At 47.1% G+C, this 19,824-nt stretch carries 16 protein-coding genes; 12 read left to right on the forward strand and 4 right to left on the reverse strand.

What is annotated here, in order from left to right; genetic code table 11:
* Nucleotides 1-38: 38 nt before the first annotated feature.
* The 9 genes from VNM22_12480 to VNM22_12520 all read left to right on the forward strand — a co-directional run bounded on the left by VNM22_12480 (nucleotide 39) and on the right by VNM22_12520 (nucleotide 12,480).
* Complete coding sequence (locus VNM22_12480; protein HWP47972.1) at nucleotides 39-1,007, forward strand: glycosyltransferase; 969 nt, start codon at nucleotides 39-41, stop codon at nucleotides 1,005-1,007.
* Nucleotides 1,004-2,104 (forward strand): radical SAM protein, encoded by a 1,101-nt coding sequence (locus tag VNM22_12485; protein ID HWP47973.1) that lies wholly within the window; start codon nucleotides 1,004-1,006, stop codon nucleotides 2,102-2,104. The genes VNM22_12480 and VNM22_12485 overlap by 4 nt, the downstream gene beginning before the upstream one ends.
* Complete coding sequence (locus VNM22_12490; protein ID HWP47974.1) at nucleotides 2,095-3,102, forward strand: NAD-dependent epimerase/dehydratase family protein; 1,008 nt, start codon at nucleotides 2,095-2,097, stop codon at nucleotides 3,100-3,102. The genes VNM22_12485 and VNM22_12490 overlap by 10 nt, the downstream gene beginning before the upstream one ends.
* Before the next feature lie 9 nt (nucleotides 3,103-3,111).
* Nucleotides 3,112-4,026 carry a glycosyltransferase gene (locus tag VNM22_12495; protein HWP47975.1) on the forward strand — a complete coding sequence of 305 codons (915 nt, stop codon included), beginning with the start codon at nucleotides 3,112-3,114 and terminating at the stop codon, nucleotides 4,024-4,026.
* Between the two features lie 2 nt (nucleotides 4,027-4,028).
* Nucleotides 4,029-5,348: a glycosyltransferase gene (locus tag VNM22_12500; GenBank protein ID HWP47976.1), complete on the forward strand. Its 1,320-nt coding sequence runs from the start codon at nucleotides 4,029-4,031 to the stop codon at nucleotides 5,346-5,348.
* A gap of 6 nt (nucleotides 5,349-5,354) precedes the next feature.
* Nucleotides 5,355-6,983 (forward strand): HEAT repeat domain-containing protein, encoded by a 1,629-nt coding sequence (locus VNM22_12505; protein HWP47977.1) that lies wholly within the window; start codon nucleotides 5,355-5,357, stop codon nucleotides 6,981-6,983.
* The gene (locus tag VNM22_12510; GenBank protein ID HWP47978.1) at nucleotides 6,964-7,821 is read left to right on the forward strand and encodes an ABC transporter permease; all 858 of its coding nucleotides are present in this window, start codon (nucleotides 6,964-6,966) and stop codon (nucleotides 7,819-7,821) included. Before VNM22_12505 ends, VNM22_12510 begins: the two co-directional genes overlap by 20 nt.
* A gap of 18 nt (nucleotides 7,822-7,839) precedes the next feature.
* A complete protein-coding gene (locus VNM22_12515) occupies nucleotides 7,840-8,577 on the forward strand; it encodes an ABC transporter ATP-binding protein (GenBank protein HWP47979.1) in 738 nt (245 codons plus the stop codon).
* Nucleotides 8,578-8,685: 108 nt separating this feature from the next.
* Nucleotides 8,686-12,480 (forward strand): trifunctional glycosyltransferase/class I SAM-dependent methyltransferase/polysaccharide deacetylase, encoded by a 3,795-nt coding sequence (locus tag VNM22_12520; protein HWP47980.1) that lies wholly within the window; start codon nucleotides 8,686-8,688, stop codon nucleotides 12,478-12,480.
* Here the strand turns inward: VNM22_12520 and VNM22_12525 are convergent.
* From VNM22_12525 to VNM22_12540, 4 genes are all read right to left on the reverse strand, one after another.
* Nucleotides 12,461-13,267, reverse strand: a complete 807-nt coding sequence (locus VNM22_12525) for a class I SAM-dependent methyltransferase (protein ID HWP47981.1) — start codon at nucleotides 13,265-13,267, stop codon at nucleotides 12,461-12,463. The two genes, VNM22_12520 and VNM22_12525, sit on opposite strands and share 20 nt — an antisense overlap.
* Before the next feature lie 97 nt (nucleotides 13,268-13,364).
* Nucleotides 13,365-14,567 (reverse strand): glycosyltransferase, encoded by a 1,203-nt coding sequence (locus VNM22_12530; protein ID HWP47982.1) that lies wholly within the window; start codon nucleotides 14,565-14,567, stop codon nucleotides 13,365-13,367.
* 187 nt (nucleotides 14,568-14,754) lie between these two features.
* Nucleotides 14,755-16,050, reverse strand: a complete 1,296-nt coding sequence (locus tag VNM22_12535) for a glycosyltransferase family A protein (protein HWP47983.1) — start codon at nucleotides 16,048-16,050, stop codon at nucleotides 14,755-14,757.
* 16 nt (nucleotides 16,051-16,066) lie between these two features.
* Nucleotides 16,067-17,275, reverse strand: coding sequence for a glycosyltransferase (locus tag VNM22_12540; GenBank protein ID HWP47984.1), 1,209 nt, complete (start codon nucleotides 17,273-17,275; stop codon nucleotides 16,067-16,069).
* Nucleotides 17,276-17,845: 570 nt separating this feature from the next.
* On the opposite strand from VNM22_12540, the gene xrtA reads away from it, so the two are divergent.
* From xrtA to VNM22_12555, 3 genes are read left to right on the forward strand one after another with little or no spacing between them, the layout of a single operon-like run.
* The gene (xrtA, locus tag VNM22_12545; protein HWP47985.1) at nucleotides 17,846-18,670 is read left to right on the forward strand and encodes an exosortase A; all 825 of its coding nucleotides are present in this window, start codon (nucleotides 17,846-17,848) and stop codon (nucleotides 18,668-18,670) included.
* Entirely contained in the window at nucleotides 18,640-19,305 is a 666-nt protein-coding gene (locus VNM22_12550) for an EpsI family protein (GenBank protein ID HWP47986.1), read from the forward strand. The genes xrtA and VNM22_12550 overlap by 31 nt, the downstream gene beginning before the upstream one ends.
* 58 nt (nucleotides 19,306-19,363) lie before the next feature.
* Nucleotides 19,364-19,777: a four helix bundle protein gene (locus VNM22_12555; protein ID HWP47987.1), complete on the forward strand. Its 414-nt coding sequence runs from the start codon at nucleotides 19,364-19,366 to the stop codon at nucleotides 19,775-19,777.
* Nucleotides 19,778-19,824 lie beyond the last annotated feature (47 nt).

Consider the following 19,824-nt stretch of genomic DNA (forward strand, 5'->3'; position numbering starts at 1 on the left):
CCTCTCTAAGATAAACAGGAGAACTTTAGGATTTTAAAATGAAAAACCTGAAAGATCCTATAAAGTATTGCAGCGTGGGGATCATGGCCCATAATGAGGAGGCCAACATCCATCGTTTGTTGGAGGCTTTATTAAGGCAGAATCTGGAGGGGTATCATATTCAGGAGATAATAGTGGTTGCCAGCGGGTGCACGGATAATACCGAAGCCCTTGTAAGGGAATTTTGTGGCCAAGATGAGCGGATTAAACTCCTGGTTCAAGAACAGCGGGAGGGAAAGGCCTCAGCGATCAATCTCTTCCTTCAAGAAGCCAAAGCCGACATCCTGGTTTTAGAAAGTGCCGATACGATTCCTTCTCGGAATGCCATAAAAAATCTCTTAAAACCTTTCTCAGATCCTAGAGTAGGGATGACGGGAGCTCGATCTCGTCCCATTAACCATTTAAATACCTTTATGGGATATTCCATCAACTTCCTCTGGTGGATGCATCACTACCTAGCCCTTAGCAAACCTAAACTGGGTGAGCTGGTCGCTTTCAGGAATGTCATTAAAAGAATCCCATCGGATACGGCGGTTGATGAAGCGGCCCTGGAAGCCATCTTAGTTAGAGCCGGATATCAAATCCTTTACGTGAAAGATGCTATTGTACGAAATAAGGGTCCAGAAACCATCCGGGATTACCTGACCCAGCGGCGACGTATCGTTGCAGGACATAAACATCTCTACAGAACCCAGGGATATGCTGTAGCATCCACCGATATCCGGCTGATTCTATCTATTCTTGTGAAGAAAGTTTATCTTCATTTGGAAATGATCCTTCGGCTTATAAAACAAAGGCGCTTTCATCGCCTGACAAAGTATTTATTCCTCCATCTTCGGCGAGTTCTTTATATTATCGGAGCTATCTTCCTGGAAATTCTGGGCCAGGGCCTCGGAGCTTATGATTTTTACATTAAAAAGAAAAACCCTTTCATCTGGGATGTGGCCAGAAGTACAAAGAAAATATGATGAAAACCAACTTATTTTCTAAAATTTTGAGGTACCCCCTCTTTAGAAAATTCGGGTTCCCCAATACCCTTCCGGTTAATTTAACTGTCAGCATTTTGTACTCATGTAACGCCCGATGCCAGACCTGTAACATTTATAAAAAACGGGTTGATAATCTTACGGTCGAAGAATACGACAGGATCTTCAAATCCCTGGGTAAAGCGCCATTTTGGTTTACCATTAGCGGGGGAGAACCTTTCTTGAGGAAAGATATTGTGGAAATCTGTCGGCGTGCTTACCGGCACTGTAAGCCGGGTATCATTAATATTCCCACCAACGGGATTCTTTATCGGTTTATTCCGGATAGGGTGGAACAGATCGCAAAGAGTTGTCCGGATAGCCAGATCATCATTAATCTTTCTCTGGATGAAATCGGTGAGCGGCATGATGAAATTCGGGGTTATAAAAATAACTACCAACTGGCCTTAAAAACCTACCAGCAACTTAAAAATCTCGATTATCCCAATTTAACCCTGGGGATTCACACGGTTCTATCCAAATATAACGTCCATAACATTTTCCCTATCTATCATGAATTGGACCGACTGGAGCCAAACTCTTATATCACAGAAATAGCAGAGGAGCGGATGGAGTTGGATACGGTTGGGTTGGATATTACCCCTTCCTATGAGGAATATGCCCAGGCAGTGGATTTTCTCACCAAAGAAATTGAAAAGAAGCAGTCTATCTCGGGTACTTCGATTTTCCATATTTCCAAGATTACCCAGGCTTTTCGGCTAGAATACTATCAGTTGGTAAAACAGATTTTGTTGAAGAAAACCCAGGTGATTCCCTGTTATGCCGGTTGGGCTTCTGCCCATATAGCCCCGGATGGAAATGTGTGGACTTGCTGTATTCGGGCCGAGAGCATAGGAAATCTTCGGGAATATGACTATGATTTCAAGAAAGTATGGTCTAGCCCAAAGGCTGAAGAACTCAGGGCCAGTATTCGAAATAAGGAATGTTATTGTCCATTGGCCAATGCCAGTTACACCAATATGTTATGTTCTGGAAGGACCATAACCCGGGTAATCTGGCGAATTCTGAAATGGATATAGTTGTCAGTGGAGCCACAGGTTTTATTGGTTATAATCTGGTCCAGCACCTTTCTCAGCAGGGATTCAAAATCTCAGGACTCATTAGAAACTTCCATAAAGTGGATCTCTTAACCCAATGGGGTGTAGAGCCGGTTCTTGTAGATTTGCAGGATACAGATAAATTGAAGGAAGCTGTTCGGGGTGCAAAGGTGGTTTTTCACCTGGCCGCTTTGAGGGGAGAAGGATTCTGGAGTTGGGAAGAGTTTTACCGGGTAAACGTAAAAGGTACCGAGAATCTCTTAAAAGCCTGTTTAAATCAGGTTAACCATTTTATCTACTGTAGTTCGGTCAGTGTCTTCGGCCATTTTTGGCCAGGACCTGCCACGGAGAACTATCCTTACGCCCCGGTTAACAATTACGGACGATCCAAGGTTGAAGCGGAAAAGCTTGTATTTCGCTATTATCAAGAAAAAGATCTCCCTGTAACCATCGTCCGCCCGGTCATCACTTACGGTCCTCAGGATGTAAGTGGCATGTTAACCAAGTTAATTCGATTAATCTATAGTGGGAAATACTTAACGGTTGGGAATGGAAATAATCGGGTCCATTTGGTTTATATTGATGATCTTATTCAGGGATTTGAACGGATCATGACCCAACCCAGGGCCGTGGGAGAGGCTTTTATTATCGCCGGAGAAAAGCCGATTACCGTGAACGAGCTGGTCGCCAAGGTAGCTTTCATTTTAAATAAGAAGGTACCTCCTTTTCACGTTCCCCGGAGTTTGGCCAGAGGTATCGGATTTTGTCTTGAAAAGATTTTTGCAGCCGGAGCTTCTACCCGTCTTTCTTTTTTTAAGAAGGAACCTTTATGTACCCGAAGTAAGGTTGATATTATGACCGTGGATTGTTCCTATAGTATTGAAAAAGCCCGGCAACTATTGGGGTATCAACCTCGGGTCCCCTACGATGAGGGGATTCGATGGACTGTTGAGTGGTTAAGAACCGGCCGGCAGCTTTAATCCATGAGTTTGATAACTATTTCAGTAGTTATCCCTTCTTATAACTCAGAGCAAACCATCCGCTCTTGCCTGGAGGCTATTTTAAAGCAAAAGCCAAGGGGAGCCTTTGAGGTTCTTGTGGTAGATAGTTCTACGGATTCCACACCGGATATTATCCGACGCGAGTTTCCCACCGTCAAGCTCATTCATTTGGATGAAAAAGCGGATCCTGGGACGGCCAGAAATCTGGGGGTTAAAGAAGCACAAGGTCGCCTCATTGCCTTTGTTGACTCAGACTGTATCGCGGCTTCGGACTGGCTCTTAAAAATGGAGGAGGCCCATACGGGGGATATCGTTGCCGTCGGGGGGTCTATAGACAATGGAAATCCCCACAGCCTGATAAGTCGCGCGGGATATTTATGTGAGTTTAGAGATTTTTTACCTGGAATACCCAAACAGTTGGTCCAACACATCGCCACCGGTAATAGTTCCTATCAGAAGAGTGTCCTGGTTGAGAAGGGAGGATTCTTCGGAGAGTTCCAGGAAGATCTCCTGTTCAACTGGCGGTTATCCCAAGAAGGGAAGAAGATTCTTTTTGACCCGACTATACAGGTTCACCATTTTCATCGGACCCATCTGAAGGATTATTTGAAGCATCAGTATAAAATCGGCAGAACAACCGTGCAGGTCCTGAAGAAAACAGATCTCCAGGGGTCCTTTATCGTCAGGCATCCGGTTCTGGCTGCAGGGATCTTACCGGTTCTACCCTTTGTCAAATTTATTCGGACGATTTACACATTTATCAAATTCCGATCTATCCACTCTTTAGGTCCTCCCCTGGTAATTCCCCTCTTTTGCCTGGGGCTTTTTTCCTGGGCATTGGGATTTGCCTCGGGAGTTTATGGTTCACCTTTTAAGATTAAAGGTGAAGATAAGAACCCTTAAGCATGGCCACTAAAATTATAGAATGGGATATTTCTCAACCCATTGTACAGGAAGTCTCAACGGCATCCCATACTTCGGCTTCTCAAATTGGAGGCCTGGAGGGGTATCAGAATTTGCAAGTACTGGTAAGAATGGGGAGGATTCCATTGGGCCTTGTAAACCTGAAGGTGGATTCTCCTTTTATAGAAGTCTCCATGCTACTTCGAGAAATCTACCGACAATTGGGGCAGAAGATTTCCCTGGAATTAGCCAGAAGGCCATCTTTTCCAGGGAAAGGAGAAGCAAAGGAAAGGGAGGGAACAAAGGGAGATGAAAAGAGAGATGGCCTTTCCTCCTTTTCTCCTTTAGTTTCGGTCTGTGTCTGTACAAGGAACCGTCCTGACGATCTACGTCGTTGTTTAAATTCCCTTATCTTGCAAGACTATCCCAGGTACGAAATTCTGGTCATCGATAATGATCCTCCGACTTCAGTAACAAAGGAGCTTGTAATGGAGATGAAGGGTCGGCTTGAAGTTACTGCCATCCGGTATGTTGTAGAACCTCGACGGGGTTTAGATTTTGCCCGGAACCGGGCGATCCAGGAGGCAAGGGGAGAAATTCTATCTTATCTGGATGACGATACGGTTGCAGATCCTGGATGGATCACGTCCATAGTCGAAAATTTTCAATCAGATCCCCATATCATGGGTTGTACAGGACCTAATTTGGCCTTGGAGATGGAAACCGAAGCCCAAGAACTCATGGAATTAAGAGGAGGTTATGGTCATTGGTTTGAAAAAAGGATCTATGAACTCAGCTCTCCGATAGGAAGTTGTTATCCTTGTAAACCTATCTTTGGAGCCGGATGTAACATGTCTTTTCGGAGAAAGATCTTTGATTTTGTGGGTCTATTTGATGAAGCCCTGGATACTGGCGTCCCTCTACCGGGGGGTGGGGATGCAGACATGTTCTACCGAATTATTCGGGCAGGCTATAAAATTGCTCAGGATCCTAGGGTCCTGGTTTGGCACCGCCATCGACGGCATTATAAAGAGTTACGAAGTCAGTTATACCACTCTTGGGGTCGGGGATTTATGGCCTATCTGGTTAAATCGTATCTGACCGATAAACCCTATCGAAAAACCATTCTATCTGCCATAGTAGTCTGGTATGGTTATCAGTTAATAACCCGAGTATTCGGGCGTTTACGGGGAAAATATGATTTTCCAATGGACCTGATCCTTGCCGAATTTTTAGGAGGGATAGTAGGCCTTGGGAGTTATTTTACCTCCTGGAGACGTATAGCTAAAATAAAAGCCATAACCGACTCCTGTAAAACATGAACTCCCATGAGTCCAGATAGATATACCGTAGAAACTCAACAGACAGGGAGAAGCATAAAGATCGTTTTAGGAATTCTGACCCTACTTCTCCTTTCAGGCGGGGTTCTGGAACTTTATTGGAGATACTGGGTTATTGTCCCTTTAGAACTCGATTCCCGTAAGGGTCTTGAAGATCTTGTCCTGGCCATGGACAGTAAGGATAGAAATACCCGCTGGAAAGCCCTCTCTTTGCTGAGAGAAATAAAGTCGGAGGAAACTCTTCCCCTTTTTGTTAAGGCCTTACAGGATGAAGACTTTCGTATACGTGAAGAGGCCGAGAAGGCTCTTCGAGAACTGAAAAGGGAAAGAATGATGGAGTCCCTTCGGTTGATTTTTAAAGAGAAGGATCCCAAAATACGCCTGATAGCAGTATCTATAGCCGTTTCTTTACTGGCAGGACCCTATGCAGAACCTGCCACCCAGTTCCTCACCTATGCCTTGGAGGATGAAGACCGGAATGTCCGTAAAGCGGCTTTGTCTGGATTGGAAAAGTTGGGGTTAGAGAAAATAACCGAACCTCTTCTTAAAGCCTTGCAGGATAAAGACGAGGAAATCAGCAAGAAAGCAGCCTCGGATTTACTCCTGGCCAGGCCCGACAACCTGATTTCATCCCTTATACCTCTGCTGAAGTCCGAAGACGTCGACCTTCGGTATAAAGCTATTTCTCTACTGGGAGAACTCAAAATCGAACCGGCTCTGGAATTTCTCGTCCAGGCCCTGAAGGACCCGGTTGAGTCTATACGATGGACGGCTGTATCGGCTCTGGAGGATCTGAAATCAGATCGTTTAGTTGAACCCCTTATTCAGGCACTTCTAAACGATCCATCCGATGGAATCCGTTGGAAAGCGGCTACTATATTAGGAAAGCTGAAATCCGACAAGGCCGTAGATCCCCTCATCCAGGTCCTCCTTCATGATAAAAATGAGGGAGTACGATGGGAGGCTTTAACTGCATTGGAGGAACTGAAATCTGAAAAAGCCGTAGATTCTCTTATCTGGATTCTGCTGCAGGAGAAGAATTTAAGATGGGGAGCATTGTCGGCTCTCAAGAAACTTAAATCCAAAAGGGCTATCGAACCGATTATCCAGATCTTGAAGGATGAAAATGCAGGGATACGTGGGGAAGCAGCAACGGTTCTGGGAGAACTCTGTGCAAACGCTCCACCGGGGTATCCAACTTGCGAGAAGGCAGTAATGCCCCTTATAGAAGGGCTTAAAGATAAAAATGAATGGGTTCGAGGTCATATGATCACCGCCCTGGGGAATTTAAAGTCAAAGACGGCCACGGAACCTCTCCAGAAAATGTTAAACGATCAAGATTTCCAGATCCAGGAGAAAATTGCCTTTGCTTTAACCCAGATAGATGCCGAGATGGGAATCTCTCTGCTGGATCATAGATCCATCTGGGTGGTTAAGGGAGCCTCAGAAGCCCTGGCCCAGATCGGCGATGAAAAAACCCTGGAAGCTTTAAAGAGCCTGGCTGTAGAGCAAAAATTTAACGGAAAAATTTATTATATCTCTATCTCCGATCTTATGGAAAGAATCCAATGGCGACTAAAAGAGGAGAAAATTCGGGATGATAAAAATAAAAACTAAAAGAATTTTTAACCAGGTTCCAAAGTCCAGTCGGATTACCATCCCATCTGAAAAAACAAGCCTGGGGCAGGATTGCAAGGAAATTCTGGCCCATCGACAGATTATTAAAAATTTTGTGGGTCGGGACCTTAAAATTAAATACCAAAGATCCATTTTGGGTTTCTTCTGGACCTTACTTAACCCTTTATTAATGGTGGTTATCTATACCCTGGTCTTTTCAAAAATCCTTCAATTTAACATCCCTTTTTATCCGATTTTTATTTTAAGCGGTCTTTTGCCCTGGAATTTCTTTTCTCAATCCCTATCCATGGGTTCTAGATCTATAACAGATAATTCGGGTCTCATCAACCAGGTTTCTTTCCCCCTCGAAATCCTGACCCTCAGTACCATTTTATCTATCCTTGTGGATTTTATTGTGGAATTAGGACTCCTGATGGGTATCCTTTTCATTATGGATTGGAATTTAAGTCCTGCCATGTTATTCTTACCGATTCTGATCGTTATAGAATTTATCCTAATTCTGGGTATCTCGTTGATACTGGCCACTTTAAATGTGTTTTTTAGAGATGTTCAGCATATTATTTCCATCTTGTTGACCGCCTGGTTCTTCCTGACCCCTATATTCTATACCTTTGAATCGGTTCCACCTCCGTACAGGCCTCTTTATAAGTTAAATCCCATGGCGGGGATTATTGCCGCCTTCAGGGATATTCTCTACTATGATCGCTTCCCCGCGCTCGATTTTCTAATTTATCCGGGTATCGTGTCGCTGGTGACCTTCCTGGCCGGTTATTTGATTTTTAAAGGTTTCAAAGGAGTTTTTCCCGAAGAAGCTTAAAGGAGTAAGGTACCTTCCATGAAAGTGGTAGAATGCAGTCATCTTTCTAAGAGATTTAAAATCTATAAACGAAAACAAAACACCTTGAATGGATTTTTTGTGAATCTTTTTCATCCAAATTCCTATGAATACTTTTGGGCTTTAAAGGATATAAGTTTTTCCGTCTCTCAAGGAGAAACCTTCGGGATTATTGGCCGAAACGGTTGCGGGAAGACAACTTTGTTTAAAATTATTTCACGAATTTTACCTCCAACCACAGGGACCCTTTCGATAGAAGGAAAAGTTTCTGCCCTGTTAGCTTTAGGAGCAGGTTTCCATGGAGAGTTAACGGGACGGGAAAATATTTATTTAAACGGGTCAATTCTGGGATTATCAAAAAAGGAAATCGATCAGAAAATCGAAGCCATTATTGATTTTGCAGAAATTGTCCGGCCCTTTATCGATACCCAGATTAAGCACTATTCCTCAGGGATGTATCTACGATTGGCTTTTGCAGTTGCCCTGAGTGTTAATCCCGATATCCTTCTGTTGGATGAGATTTTGGGAGTTGGTGATGCCGCATTTTGGTATAAGTGTTTTGATAAAATCACCGAATTTCGGGATCAGGGAAAAACTCTTCTTCTTATCTCCCACGATCTGAGTTTGATGGAATATTTATGCCATCGGGTTATCTGGATCGATGAAGGGGTTTTGAAGGAAGAGGGTCCTGCAAAGGAAGTGATAGATCACTATCGGCAAGCAGTGGTCCCTAAATAAATTATCAAATAATGAAATGTGAGGTGTCAGAAATCAAGAATTCCAGGATTTCAGTTCTTGATTTTTGTTCCTTCAGGGTTCCTTACTCTCAGCTTAGCCGGAATAACCATGCGTCCCAGTGTATCTGTGATTATACCTGCTCATAACGCAGCGGACACGCTGGCACAGACCCTTGAATCGCTTCTTGTCCAGACTGTTCCAGACTGGGAAGCCATTGTTGTCGATGATGGGTCGACCGACAGAACTGCCTTTATAGCTACTAGCTTTGCGGAACGAGATCCAAGGATACGTACTGTGAGCCAACTCCAGAAGGGTGCAGGGGCTGCCCGCAATGCCGGGATTCGCCTGGCCCATTTCGATTGGTTGCTCTTCCTGGATGCTGATGATTGGATTCTACCTCCTCTGCTGGAGCGGTTAACAGATGGCCTCATCGCCGATCCCGGTCTTGATGCCGTTCACTGCGGCTGGGCGCGTATTGCTCCCAATGGAGAAGTTTTCAGTGAGGAAGGCTGTACTCTATCGGGAGATCTATTTGCCAAAGCTGCCTGTAGATGCCCCTTCGTCATTCATAGTTGCATTGTACGTCGTTCGCTGGTTGAGATGGTGGGTGGCTTTGATTCTACCTTTCAGACGTGTGAAGATTGGGATCTTTGGCAGCGTATTGCCCGTACAGGGGCTCGTTTTGGGAGGATTCCGGATGTTCTCTCTCGATACCGTATGCGGGGCCATTCCCTCTCGTCCAATGTGCACCAAATGCTCACAGACGGCCTTCGGGTCATTACTTTGGGACACTCCCGGGATCCCCGGGTTCCGAATCCAGATCCCGCCCATATGGATGGGTTACCTGTTGAAAACCTATCGGTTACAAAGGCCCTTTTCGTGATATGGTGGGCTTTCTTTTTGATCGGTTGTGGCCAGAATCCCAAACCCTTGCTTGGCAGGATAAAAGAAAACCGTTATCTCCCCCTCGATCCTCCTGTCATAGCTCAAATGATCTTCACAACCGTACCCCTGGCCCTATACAAAACGCCTTCTGCCTGGGTTGAGCTCTGGCCCTCCCTTGCCCGACCTATTGAAGAATTCTTACTTTCCCTTGAAGAACTGACTTCCCCTCCAGGTTTGATGCGCCGCTGTAGTACGATCCTGGAGCGGTTGATTCTGGATTACTGGAGTGCCCATATAAGAGGGTCTAAGCCGCAGACACTTTCTATGGGAACGACCCATGCCGTCCGGATTGAGGTAACAGAACCAATTCCGGACCTTATCATCCCGGCACCTGCTGAGCGTTTACATTGTACTGTCGAGCTTGAGGGCAAGTCTTTGGGCGTGATCGAACTACCAATTTGCGATGAATTGGTTTCCGCCCAGGTTCTTACCGATGCCATTGCAGCTAAATTTTTCTGGCCGATCCTTGGGAAGTTCTTTGAACGAACGATTTATCCCGGTGTGGAAATTCGGGAAACTTCTAAAGGCTTATCCGTATGGCGTGGAGCTGTGCTCCTGGCAGAGGGACTCCCTAAACCGGAGTCCCAGACCTTTTTCCAGGAAATCCATGATCAAATCGGCTGGACCCTATTCTTGCAAGAAATCTGGGCACGCCCAGACTGGACCTCTTCCCATTTCTACGATCCCCAATCTGGGGACCAACCAGCCACACGACGCCATAGGGTCGCTCAGACCCGTAATGGAAACAACTGGTTGACCTTGGAAGTTAGTGGAGATCTTCCCGATGTAGAAATCATGGATCAGAAGCTCAAAGTCATACCTACTGTTGGCGGTACCGCCCTGGGGATCGTAACGATTTCGGTCAAGGGGAACCTGATACGAGCTCAAGAATTACGGGCCGTTCTTACCACTGTTGGTGGCTTAGAATTGTGCCGTATGGCTGTACGGGAAGGATTAATTGGCAGGCCTTTCGAAGAAGCTGCATCTCTTCGGACACGCCTGGCTTCGGTCGCTCAGAAGAACTTCAGAAGCATAACTCCTAAAGAACCAAAGGAGGTTCTCCTGGTACCTGACTGGACCCAAACTGTAGCCCGTGCATTGTCCTGGGATAACCTAATAAAACAACCCTTGAGAAGCGTAATCCTTGCCCGGCGAGCCCATGGTCGGATCGGAACCAGTGTCTGCCGACGGGCTTTACTTCCTGCGGCGGCTGCCCCGGATCTCATCAAAGCTGCCCTGGCTGCCGACGAGCCTGTCATTCAGATTCATGGGTTGAACAAGCAATCCAAACCGACCGTTCACCTGCAGAATCTACTCCGGCAGGGATGGAACCGGATTTGGCGTCGGAATCCAGGATACGAGGATACAGAACCTCCAGGGCGAGTAATCTACGTTCCAGACCTGCTTTGGCAACCATGTCGACACACGTCCGTATCCCCTGTGGAAACAAAAGGGTCTGATGAGGAACCTTCACCCCAGAAGAACCGACTTATGGGAGGCTCTTCCTATGATCGACACTTCTTCGAGACCATATTCGTAACCCAATCCGATCCTTGGAGATACACCCATCCTTACGAACAGACCAAATACGAGCAAACCCTGGCCCTCCTTCCTACGCTATCCTTCGACAAAGCCCTTGAGCTTGCCTGTGCCGAAGGTCATTTTACAGTCCAACTGGCCCCTCGTGTCAGAAGCCTTATGGCCGCCGATATTTCCCAAACGGCACTGGATAGAGCCGCAGCGCGATGCTCAAATTGCAAGAACGTACAGTTCATACGACTCGACCTGACCAAGGACCCGTTGCCCGGTCGCTTCAACTTGATTGTCTGTAGCGAGGTCCTTTACTATGTCGGCAGGAGGGATTCCCTGGAAGCAGTGGCCCGTAAGCTTGCCGATGCCCTGGAGCCTGGAGGCTACCTGATCTCAGCCCATGCCAACCTCGTTGTCGACGAGCCGGATCGTACCGGCTTTGATTGGAACCATCCGTTTGGGGCAAAGGTTATCGGCGAAGTACTGGCAAGTACACCTCCTCTTCGGCTTGTGAAGGAGCTTCGAACTCCACTTTACCGTATCCAACTCTTCCAACGACAATATCCGATACAAGGGACCTATGAATTGAGTTCTCACGGGCAAAATACGCCGGAAATCATAGAACTCCCGCAATCTACTCCTCTACCTCCTCATGTCGCGGCTCGGGTCCTCTGGCAGGGGGGCCGTCCAAAAATCTACGGTCCCCCACCGACTACTGTCACAGACCGGCTTCCCATCCTCCTGTATCACCGTATCACACCCGACAGTTCCTCCCTGCGTTATTGTGTAACCCCCCAAATGTTCGAAGAGCAAATCCGTTACCTGCACGAGACCGGGTTCTATAGCATCAGGTTGGAGGATTGGCATACGGCTATGGAAACCCGGCGCCCCTTGCCGGGTCGAGCCATACTCCTCACCTTTGATGACGGCTATGCCGATTTCCTGACGTATGCATGGCCTGTGCTGAAGCGTTATGGCTTCTCCGCCATGGTCTTCCTGGTTGCAGAAGAAATCGGACGTTTGAACCGGTGGGAACTTTTTTATGGAGAAGCAGTCCCTCTGCTTCATTGGGATGAAATTCATCAACTCCAAAAGGAAGGGGTTGAATTTGGTGCGCATTCGGCCACCCATCGTCCTTTGACGGCACTTTCTATAACTGAGATTGTTCGTGAAGGGGCCCGCTCCCGGGCAATCCTCCAGCGAGGACTGGGCCGTCCCGTCACGTCCTTTGCCTATCCCTACGGGGAAGTCGACCCGGTCGTTCAACACCTCATAGGAGCCTGTGGCTATATCTTCGGCCTGTCTTGCCGACCCGAACGGAGCAGGTTTCAGGATTCCTTACTTGAATTACCTCGAATCGAAGTGACCGGTTCAGATAATTTACAGACCTTTATCTCAAAACTCAGTATTAAGCCCGATTCTTCTTAAGGATGACCAAATCCTGTGCCCCAACCCAGGTTGCCGTACTTCCAGACCAAAGTCCTGGTAAAGGAGCCTGGACCAGTTCTAAACCTGCCTGAAGAGTAAAACGCTGGATCAGGCTAAATCGGTAGGCGGTCATTTGCTCGGGATTGTCTGGCTCTACAATGGCAAAATCGTCATCGTAAGGCCCATAAGGATGATCAAAATTGAATAGGGGTCGTGCAAACCCAGATGGCCTGGGTTGTCCAGGTCGATAATTATCGAGCAGAAAGAAACTAAATACACAACGCCCACCCGACTTGAGAACTCGGGCTGACTCCCGGAAGTAGTTCAAAGTTGCCTCCGGTAACATATGGGTAAAGACAGAGGCCGCATAGACAATATCAAAGGTACAATCAGGATAAGGAAAGTGATACACTGCGGCAGATATCCGTCCGGCAGGATTATAACAGGTATTGTGGATATCGGCCCAGAGGAAACGGAAGTTCGGATAGGCCCTATGGAAAGTTTGCTCAAGAAATATAATTTTATTCCGGCAAATATCAAAACCCTCATAAGAGCCTTCTGAGGATAAAATATACCGTAAGGGAAAAGCGATTCGCCCGAGTCCACAGCCTATTTCAAGCACAGCACTCTGCCGGGTGATACCGCCATAGATACGGAGTAACATACTCCATTCTTCCGCCCATCGGAACCACTCTTCAAGCACTTCAATACCCTCCTGACGCATTAGAGATAAAGGAGGAATAAGATCCGGTTCGTAGGCAATCTGAGGTTGATTGATAGCATTCATGATAGTTATCGATTTTATTTATCCACGAAGGGTCAAGAAAAATATGAGAATATGGGGGTATGGGTGTAAATTCTCCCATACCCCCACACTCCCATACTCACAGTAGAGAGTTGGAGCGAACTTTACGATCATAGCGATAGGTGGCAAAATAGGTCCAAGGGGCATGTAGCATTCCCCATAGTTCCGCCCAGACCAGCCTGAGAGGAAAGGTATGCCGTCTCAATAAGCCTTTAACCAGGCGATTCAGAAGCCAGCCCACTATCCATTGCCATAAGGCAAAGTGGAGAACTTTACCACGTCCAACTTGACCTCTACGCCACACTTTGATGAGGTACACTCCAAACGCACATCCGTTATTATAAAGTTGCTGGCGCAGGCCATCCATATCTCGCCGATGCTGATGCCAGACTAAGGCCGTTGGCTCATAACGCAGCGTCAAACCAGCGGTAAGAATCCTGTGGAACATGTCCAGATCACCTCCTCCTCGTGCAGGAGTACCCACATCCAGGGCCGTATCAAAGTTACCGACGATTTCAAAGACGTTTCGGCGAAAAGCCATATTAGCCCCAACCCCAACGGCATGCACGGCAATGAGGTCTTGGGGACGCAGGGTCTCACGCTGAAATTGGCGAGGTAGCATCCCTTTGCCCATACCACCGTATTGTTCAAATAGATGTTGGGCAGGGGTCTCCAATTCAGCAGGCAGGACCAGCCCGGTCATGGCCGATACCTGCGGATCGGCAAACGCAGTAGCAACTCCCTGAAGCCAGCCCGGATCTACCCTTACATCGTCATCTACATAAGCGATAATGTCATATTGGGCTTCGGCTATACCCCGGTTACGTGCCCAGTTTAATCCGGGTCGATCTTCTCGTACAGAACGAAATGGCGTTTCAGATACCACCTCGGCCGTTGCTTGATCCCGGGAAGCATTATCCACCACAATCACCTCATACGTTTTATACTCGAGCCGGCTTAAGGCTTTGAGACACTGTCGTAAGGAATAGGCCCGATCCCTTGTGCAGACAACAATACTGATAGGGAGGTTTAAATCACAGGTAAATTCGGTTCTCCGTGCGTAGGTAGTTTGCTCTTCAGGGGAAATATTAAGTTGATCGGCAATAGCCTGCTCCAATTGACGGTGGGACAAGGTGACCTGCCAGGGACTTAAGGTAAGGTACAAAATCCCCAAGGGCCGTCTTCCGTTCCGTACCAATACAAACGCTTGTTGATAACCTTCCAATCCCCAAATCGGGGTTGAGGGTCGACTCAGATCGTATTGGATGATATAAGTTCTCATGACTCCAAGGAGAGTAGGCTCCCACCTTGTCCCTCCCCCGCTTCGCAGGGGAGGGGACTTTGATGGCAACATTTCTTCCCCTGCCAAAGTGGGAGAAGGTCAGGGAGGGGGCCTGTTGACAGGTACTTCCCTAAAAAACCTACCTTGATTGGGGAGCGTTCCTTAAGTCAAGGCCATGGGGGGTTAATCAGGAAGGGATATTTGCATCTTTCTTAAGTCCCCCATTCCTTTGTAAAGTCTGAGGTATCGGACTTGAGTGTTCCAGTTGATCTAGCATATATAAACCGAGGAGCATAGTTCCATATTGGTAAATCAGTGCCTCCCGAACATGAACAGGTCGTAGGGGCTCGGCACCGATCATCGGTGCAATACGGCCAAGGGGGATAGTGCCGTACCGCAAACGCACTGCGTCCACAGGATTTTCATTTAGAATCGCCTCAAGGCGTGGCATATCCGTGGCTACATCCAGTTCGATTTCATGATAGGTGATTGGCTCCAGGGGGGCATCTTGCTGTAACCGCCGCAGAGCAGACAACGAGCCCAGTTCCCTCTTCACACCACGCCAATAGAAATAACTATGCAAACAACCATAGATACGTTCCATCAGACTGGAAAATTTACAGGCCCTGGCAACACGAAGGGGCACCCGGAGTATTTGAGCCAGGAGCGTAGCCAGTACCGGCTGCCGCCAGAGCAGGTACCAAAGAGGTCGCAGAATTGGGCCTGAAACCGGTCGGCTTAGCGAAAACTCTCGAAACACCTCAGGATGTTTTTGTACGATTAAGGACTGACCCTGCCCTTCTGCGGTTGCCCTTTGGAGTGAGCGCTCCAAAGATAGTTCACCATGGTGAATACTAGCAGCTTCGCGTATGAAGCGAAATCGCACCCTCCGCTTCAGGAGTCGTATACCGAACTCGTAATCTTCACCGGCTTTCCCATGAAACCGCTCATCGAACCCTCCCAGGTCATTAAATAACTGACGGGGCAATGAAACATTGCCCGTACAGAAATCCCAAAAAGTAAAACGATGGGAAGGTTGTGACCGGGCCTGGAATCCTTTATCCCACCAAAGCTTAACGGAGATTTCAAAGATATCCGTGATATTTTCACGGACAGCTACCGGAAAATAACCCAATACTACCCCTCCGGGATAGGCGGTATGGGTCGTGAGATGTGCCCGAACAAGTTCCGGCGTTGCTTCCATATCATCATCCAGAAAGAGTAGCAAAGGCGCGGTAGCCAAACGGGCACCGTGGTTGCGAGCGGCAGCGGCTCCCAATGCAGGCTGCTCGACGAATATGAGGGTATAAGGTAACTGGAGTGACCGGACCACATCGGAGGTAGAATCCTGACATCCATCGGCCACTACAATGACTTCATAGTCTTCAGGAGCAGTGGTCTGTTTTGCAAGGGCTCCTAACGTGCGAGGTAACATCTCGCTACGGTTGTGGGTCGGAATAATAATACTGATCCGTGGGGTCATAAGTTCCCTCCAAAGGTTATGTTTGGGGAGTTTTTACTCCAATCAACCGGGTCCTACGTTCACGACGACGGCTGATAAAATAGGCGTAGGGCGCAATGAAACAACCCCACAACTCTGCCAAAGTCATGGTCAGGGGATAAGCATCAGGATGGCGAAGCACTCCCAACCTGAGATGGCGTAAATGGTGATGGTGGAACCAGTACCAGGCCACCTGAAGCGCTTGGAGATCTCTATGTTGAAACAGGCAGCGAAGCAGGAACGCATAGGTTCCCACACTGTAACCATAAAGAGCTTTGCGTAACTCGCCGTAACTACGACGGTGGCGATGCCAGACTACAGCCGCCGGGTCGTATACAATCCGATAGCCGGCCCTCAATAAGCGATAAAAGGCATAGGTATCTCCACTGGACTGGGTCGCCGTCCCACCGTCAAGTTCCACGGCAAACAAACCGAGTTGATTCAGCAATTGCCGCCGAAATGCCATATTAGCCCCTGCTCCTACATTGGCTGCTGCAGCGGGTAAAATCGTCTGAGCTGTGAACTCACGTCGCCGGAAACCTCGCCCAAAGCCTCCATACTGCTCAAATAATTCCTGGGCTTCGGTCTCCAGTTCAAAGGGCATTACCAGGCCCGTAACAGCAGCAACCTGAGGATCGACAAAGGGTCTAAGCATGGCTTTGATCCAGCCGGCTTCCACCACCACGTCATCATCGGTATAGATCACAACCTCACCTTTAGCCACCTGTGCGCCTCGGGTCCGGGCCCAGTTCAAGCCTTTACGAGGCTCAAGTACATAATGTACAGGATAGCCGGTCACCAAGCGAGTCGTGCTGTCATCCGAGGGGGCATTGTCAACGACAATAATTTCAGTGTCCTTCGTGGCTACAGTACACAGGGTATCCAGACAACGGCGGAGGTCATCGGTACGGTTACGGGTGCAAATAACCACACTGGCCGATGGCAGCTTTTCTTCAAATACTGGTACTTCAGCAGAAGTAGGGAGTAGCTCATCAAGGGCAACAACCACAAGTGCTTTATCTAACTTCGCACTTGCCGCTCGCCAGAGATCGACGGCCGTAATGCGACCTCCCAGGATATCCATCTGTACCTGCCCTAGAGGTTTACCTCGCCAACGTAGCAAGATTAATGCGGTACGATACGGAGACAGATCCTGAATATCCTGGGGGCCATAGGCTAAATCTACATCCAAAATTTTTGTGGCCATATGTCAATCTTTAGTCCTTAAATCGATACTTGAGCAGAGTATAGATCGAGCCAACTCCGCCCCTTCAGAATATTTTTATTATATTTTTCATAACCCCTTAAAACCAAATTAGGTAGATTTCATAAGTTTATCTCACAGGCTCCTTCATAAAGTATACTTTGCATATGTTATACCATTTAAAAGGGTCAACGCCATCCTCCAACCATCACACCTTGGTCGGTGGCCCCTTTTTCTCATTACTCCAGGACTTATTACCGACTGATCCTACCACATTGTTACTTTTCTGGGATTTGTATGAATAGGTCTCCTATCTAAAAGTTAGACGGTTCTTTGTAAAACAAAGGGGTTATAATCAACCCGATAGGACGACCCTGGGGTCATCTAGCATTAAGGAGACTCCTGGCACCGCTATTGCAAAGTTACAGGATGAGTTTATGGAAGGGTCTAAATTATGACTAGGAACATAACAAATTCTTCCTTGTTAGGATCTCAAAAATGCGTTATACTATCCCTATAGAAAAAAGTTCTAAATCCGTATCTCATCCCTCCTGGTTGAAGAGAACTTCAGGTATGAGAATTCAAATCGGCGTTCTAGGTTTACTATTTCTTATTTTGTATTCGCCTCTCTTTCCTATGCTGGTTTACGATTGGAGCCATGACCCCAACTACTCCCATGGATTTTTAATCCCTGTGGTTTCCGGTTACCTGGTTTGGCAGCAGAGAGAAAAGTTGGGGTTTCAGAAAGTGAGTCCTTCAAACTGGGGGTTAGCGATCACAGTTCTCGGCTTGATCCTTTACCTGGTTGCAAATATTGCAGCCGAACTTTATACCATGCGGGTATCTATGCTGATCGTTTTAAGTGGAATTATTCTGGCTATATTTGGAAAAAATATCTTTAAGATCTTACTGTTTCCCATAGCCTATCTTCTTTTTATGATCCCGATTCCCTATATTATTTATAATTTGATCGCCTTTCCCCTTAAAATGTTTGTTACAGCCCAGGCCGAGACCCTTCTTCAGGGGATGGGCATCCCGGTTCTTCGGGAAGGAAATGTTCTTCATATGTCTACGGGTCCTTTAGAGGTGGTGGATGCCTGTAGTGGCATGAGATCTATCATGTCTCTCCTCGCTTTAAGTGCTGCTTTCGGATATCTTACCCTTAAAACCAATTGGAAACGGATTCTTCTTTTCATTTCCGCCATTCCCATCGCTATATTAACCAATTTATTCCGTGTAACATTCACCGGTATCTTAGCAAACTCTTATGGTCAGCGAGTAGCTGAAGGATTTTTACATGAATTCTCTGGCATGCTGGTCTTTGGAATGGCTTTGATTTGCTTATTCGGTGTAAGGGGTTTATTATCATGGATCAAGCCACAAGAAACTTCCTTATAATTTGTATACTCCTGGGCTTAACCACAGGGTACCTGCGACTCTTACCTCACGGTCAGGATATTCCTTTGCGTCAGGATATTCTCACCTTAAATACTCAAATCGGTGACTGGACAGGAAAACCTCATATTCCCTTCTCCCCTGAAGTCCTCGAAAAGCTCCGGGTAGATGATTACCTTAATCGTAATTATCAAAATTCCAGAGGAGAAATGATCTCCCTCTATGTGGGCTACTATCGTAATCAACGCCAGGGAGATCTTATCCACTCCCCTCAACAGTGTCTGCCGGGTGGAGGATGGAACATTACAAAAAGAGAGATTATCTCCATTCCTATCCAGGACGGAAGACGTTCCCATCTTCGGGTCAACCGGTTTACCCTCCAAAAAGACGATGAAAAAATGCTGGCTTATTACTGGTATGAGGGTCGAGGAAGGACTTTGACCAGCGAGTACCTACAAAAAGTTTATCTTATTCTGGATGCCATCCGGTATAATCGAACCGATGAAGCGCTGATACGCCTCCTCACCCCCATTCGGAATGATAACCTGGCCGAAGCCGACCGAAACTTGCGGGATTTTACCCAGAAAATAGCACCGATCTTGAGTAATCGGTACTTTCCACCTGCCCCTGGGGTTTAGTAGGGAAGTGTGGGGGTGTGGGAGTGTGGGAGATGTTAACAGGAGGTGACTGAAGGGGGTGAAGCACTTTCGGCAGTTACGGGTTTATCAAGGGGCATTAGAAGCTGCGATGAAGATTTTTGAACTATCTAAAAATTGGCCGAAAGAAGAACGATACTCTTTAACTGATCAAATTCGAAGGTCATCTCGTTCCGTATGCTCCAATATTACAGAAGCATGGTGTAAACGTCGTTATGTGGCTCACTTTGTTAGTAAGTTAACAGACGCAGATGGTGAAGCTGCCGAGACCCAATCATGGCTTGACTTTGCTCTACGCTGTGGCTATATTTCTGAAACAGACTTTATTGAACTAAATCAGTGTTATGAAGCCATTAGCAGTGGGTTAGTAAGGATGATGGCTGAAGCTGAGAAATGGTGCGGTCCTGCCTCTTTGTTGAAAGAGGACAGTGTTGATTACGAAATCAGCACTTAATTTACTTCTCCACCCCCACACTCCCACACCCCCACACCCTCACACCC

This window comes from Candidatus Limnocylindrales bacterium (genome assembly GCA_035559535.1).
Classification (GTDB): domain Bacteria; phylum Moduliflexota; class Moduliflexia; order Moduliflexales; family JAUQPW01; genus JAUQPW01.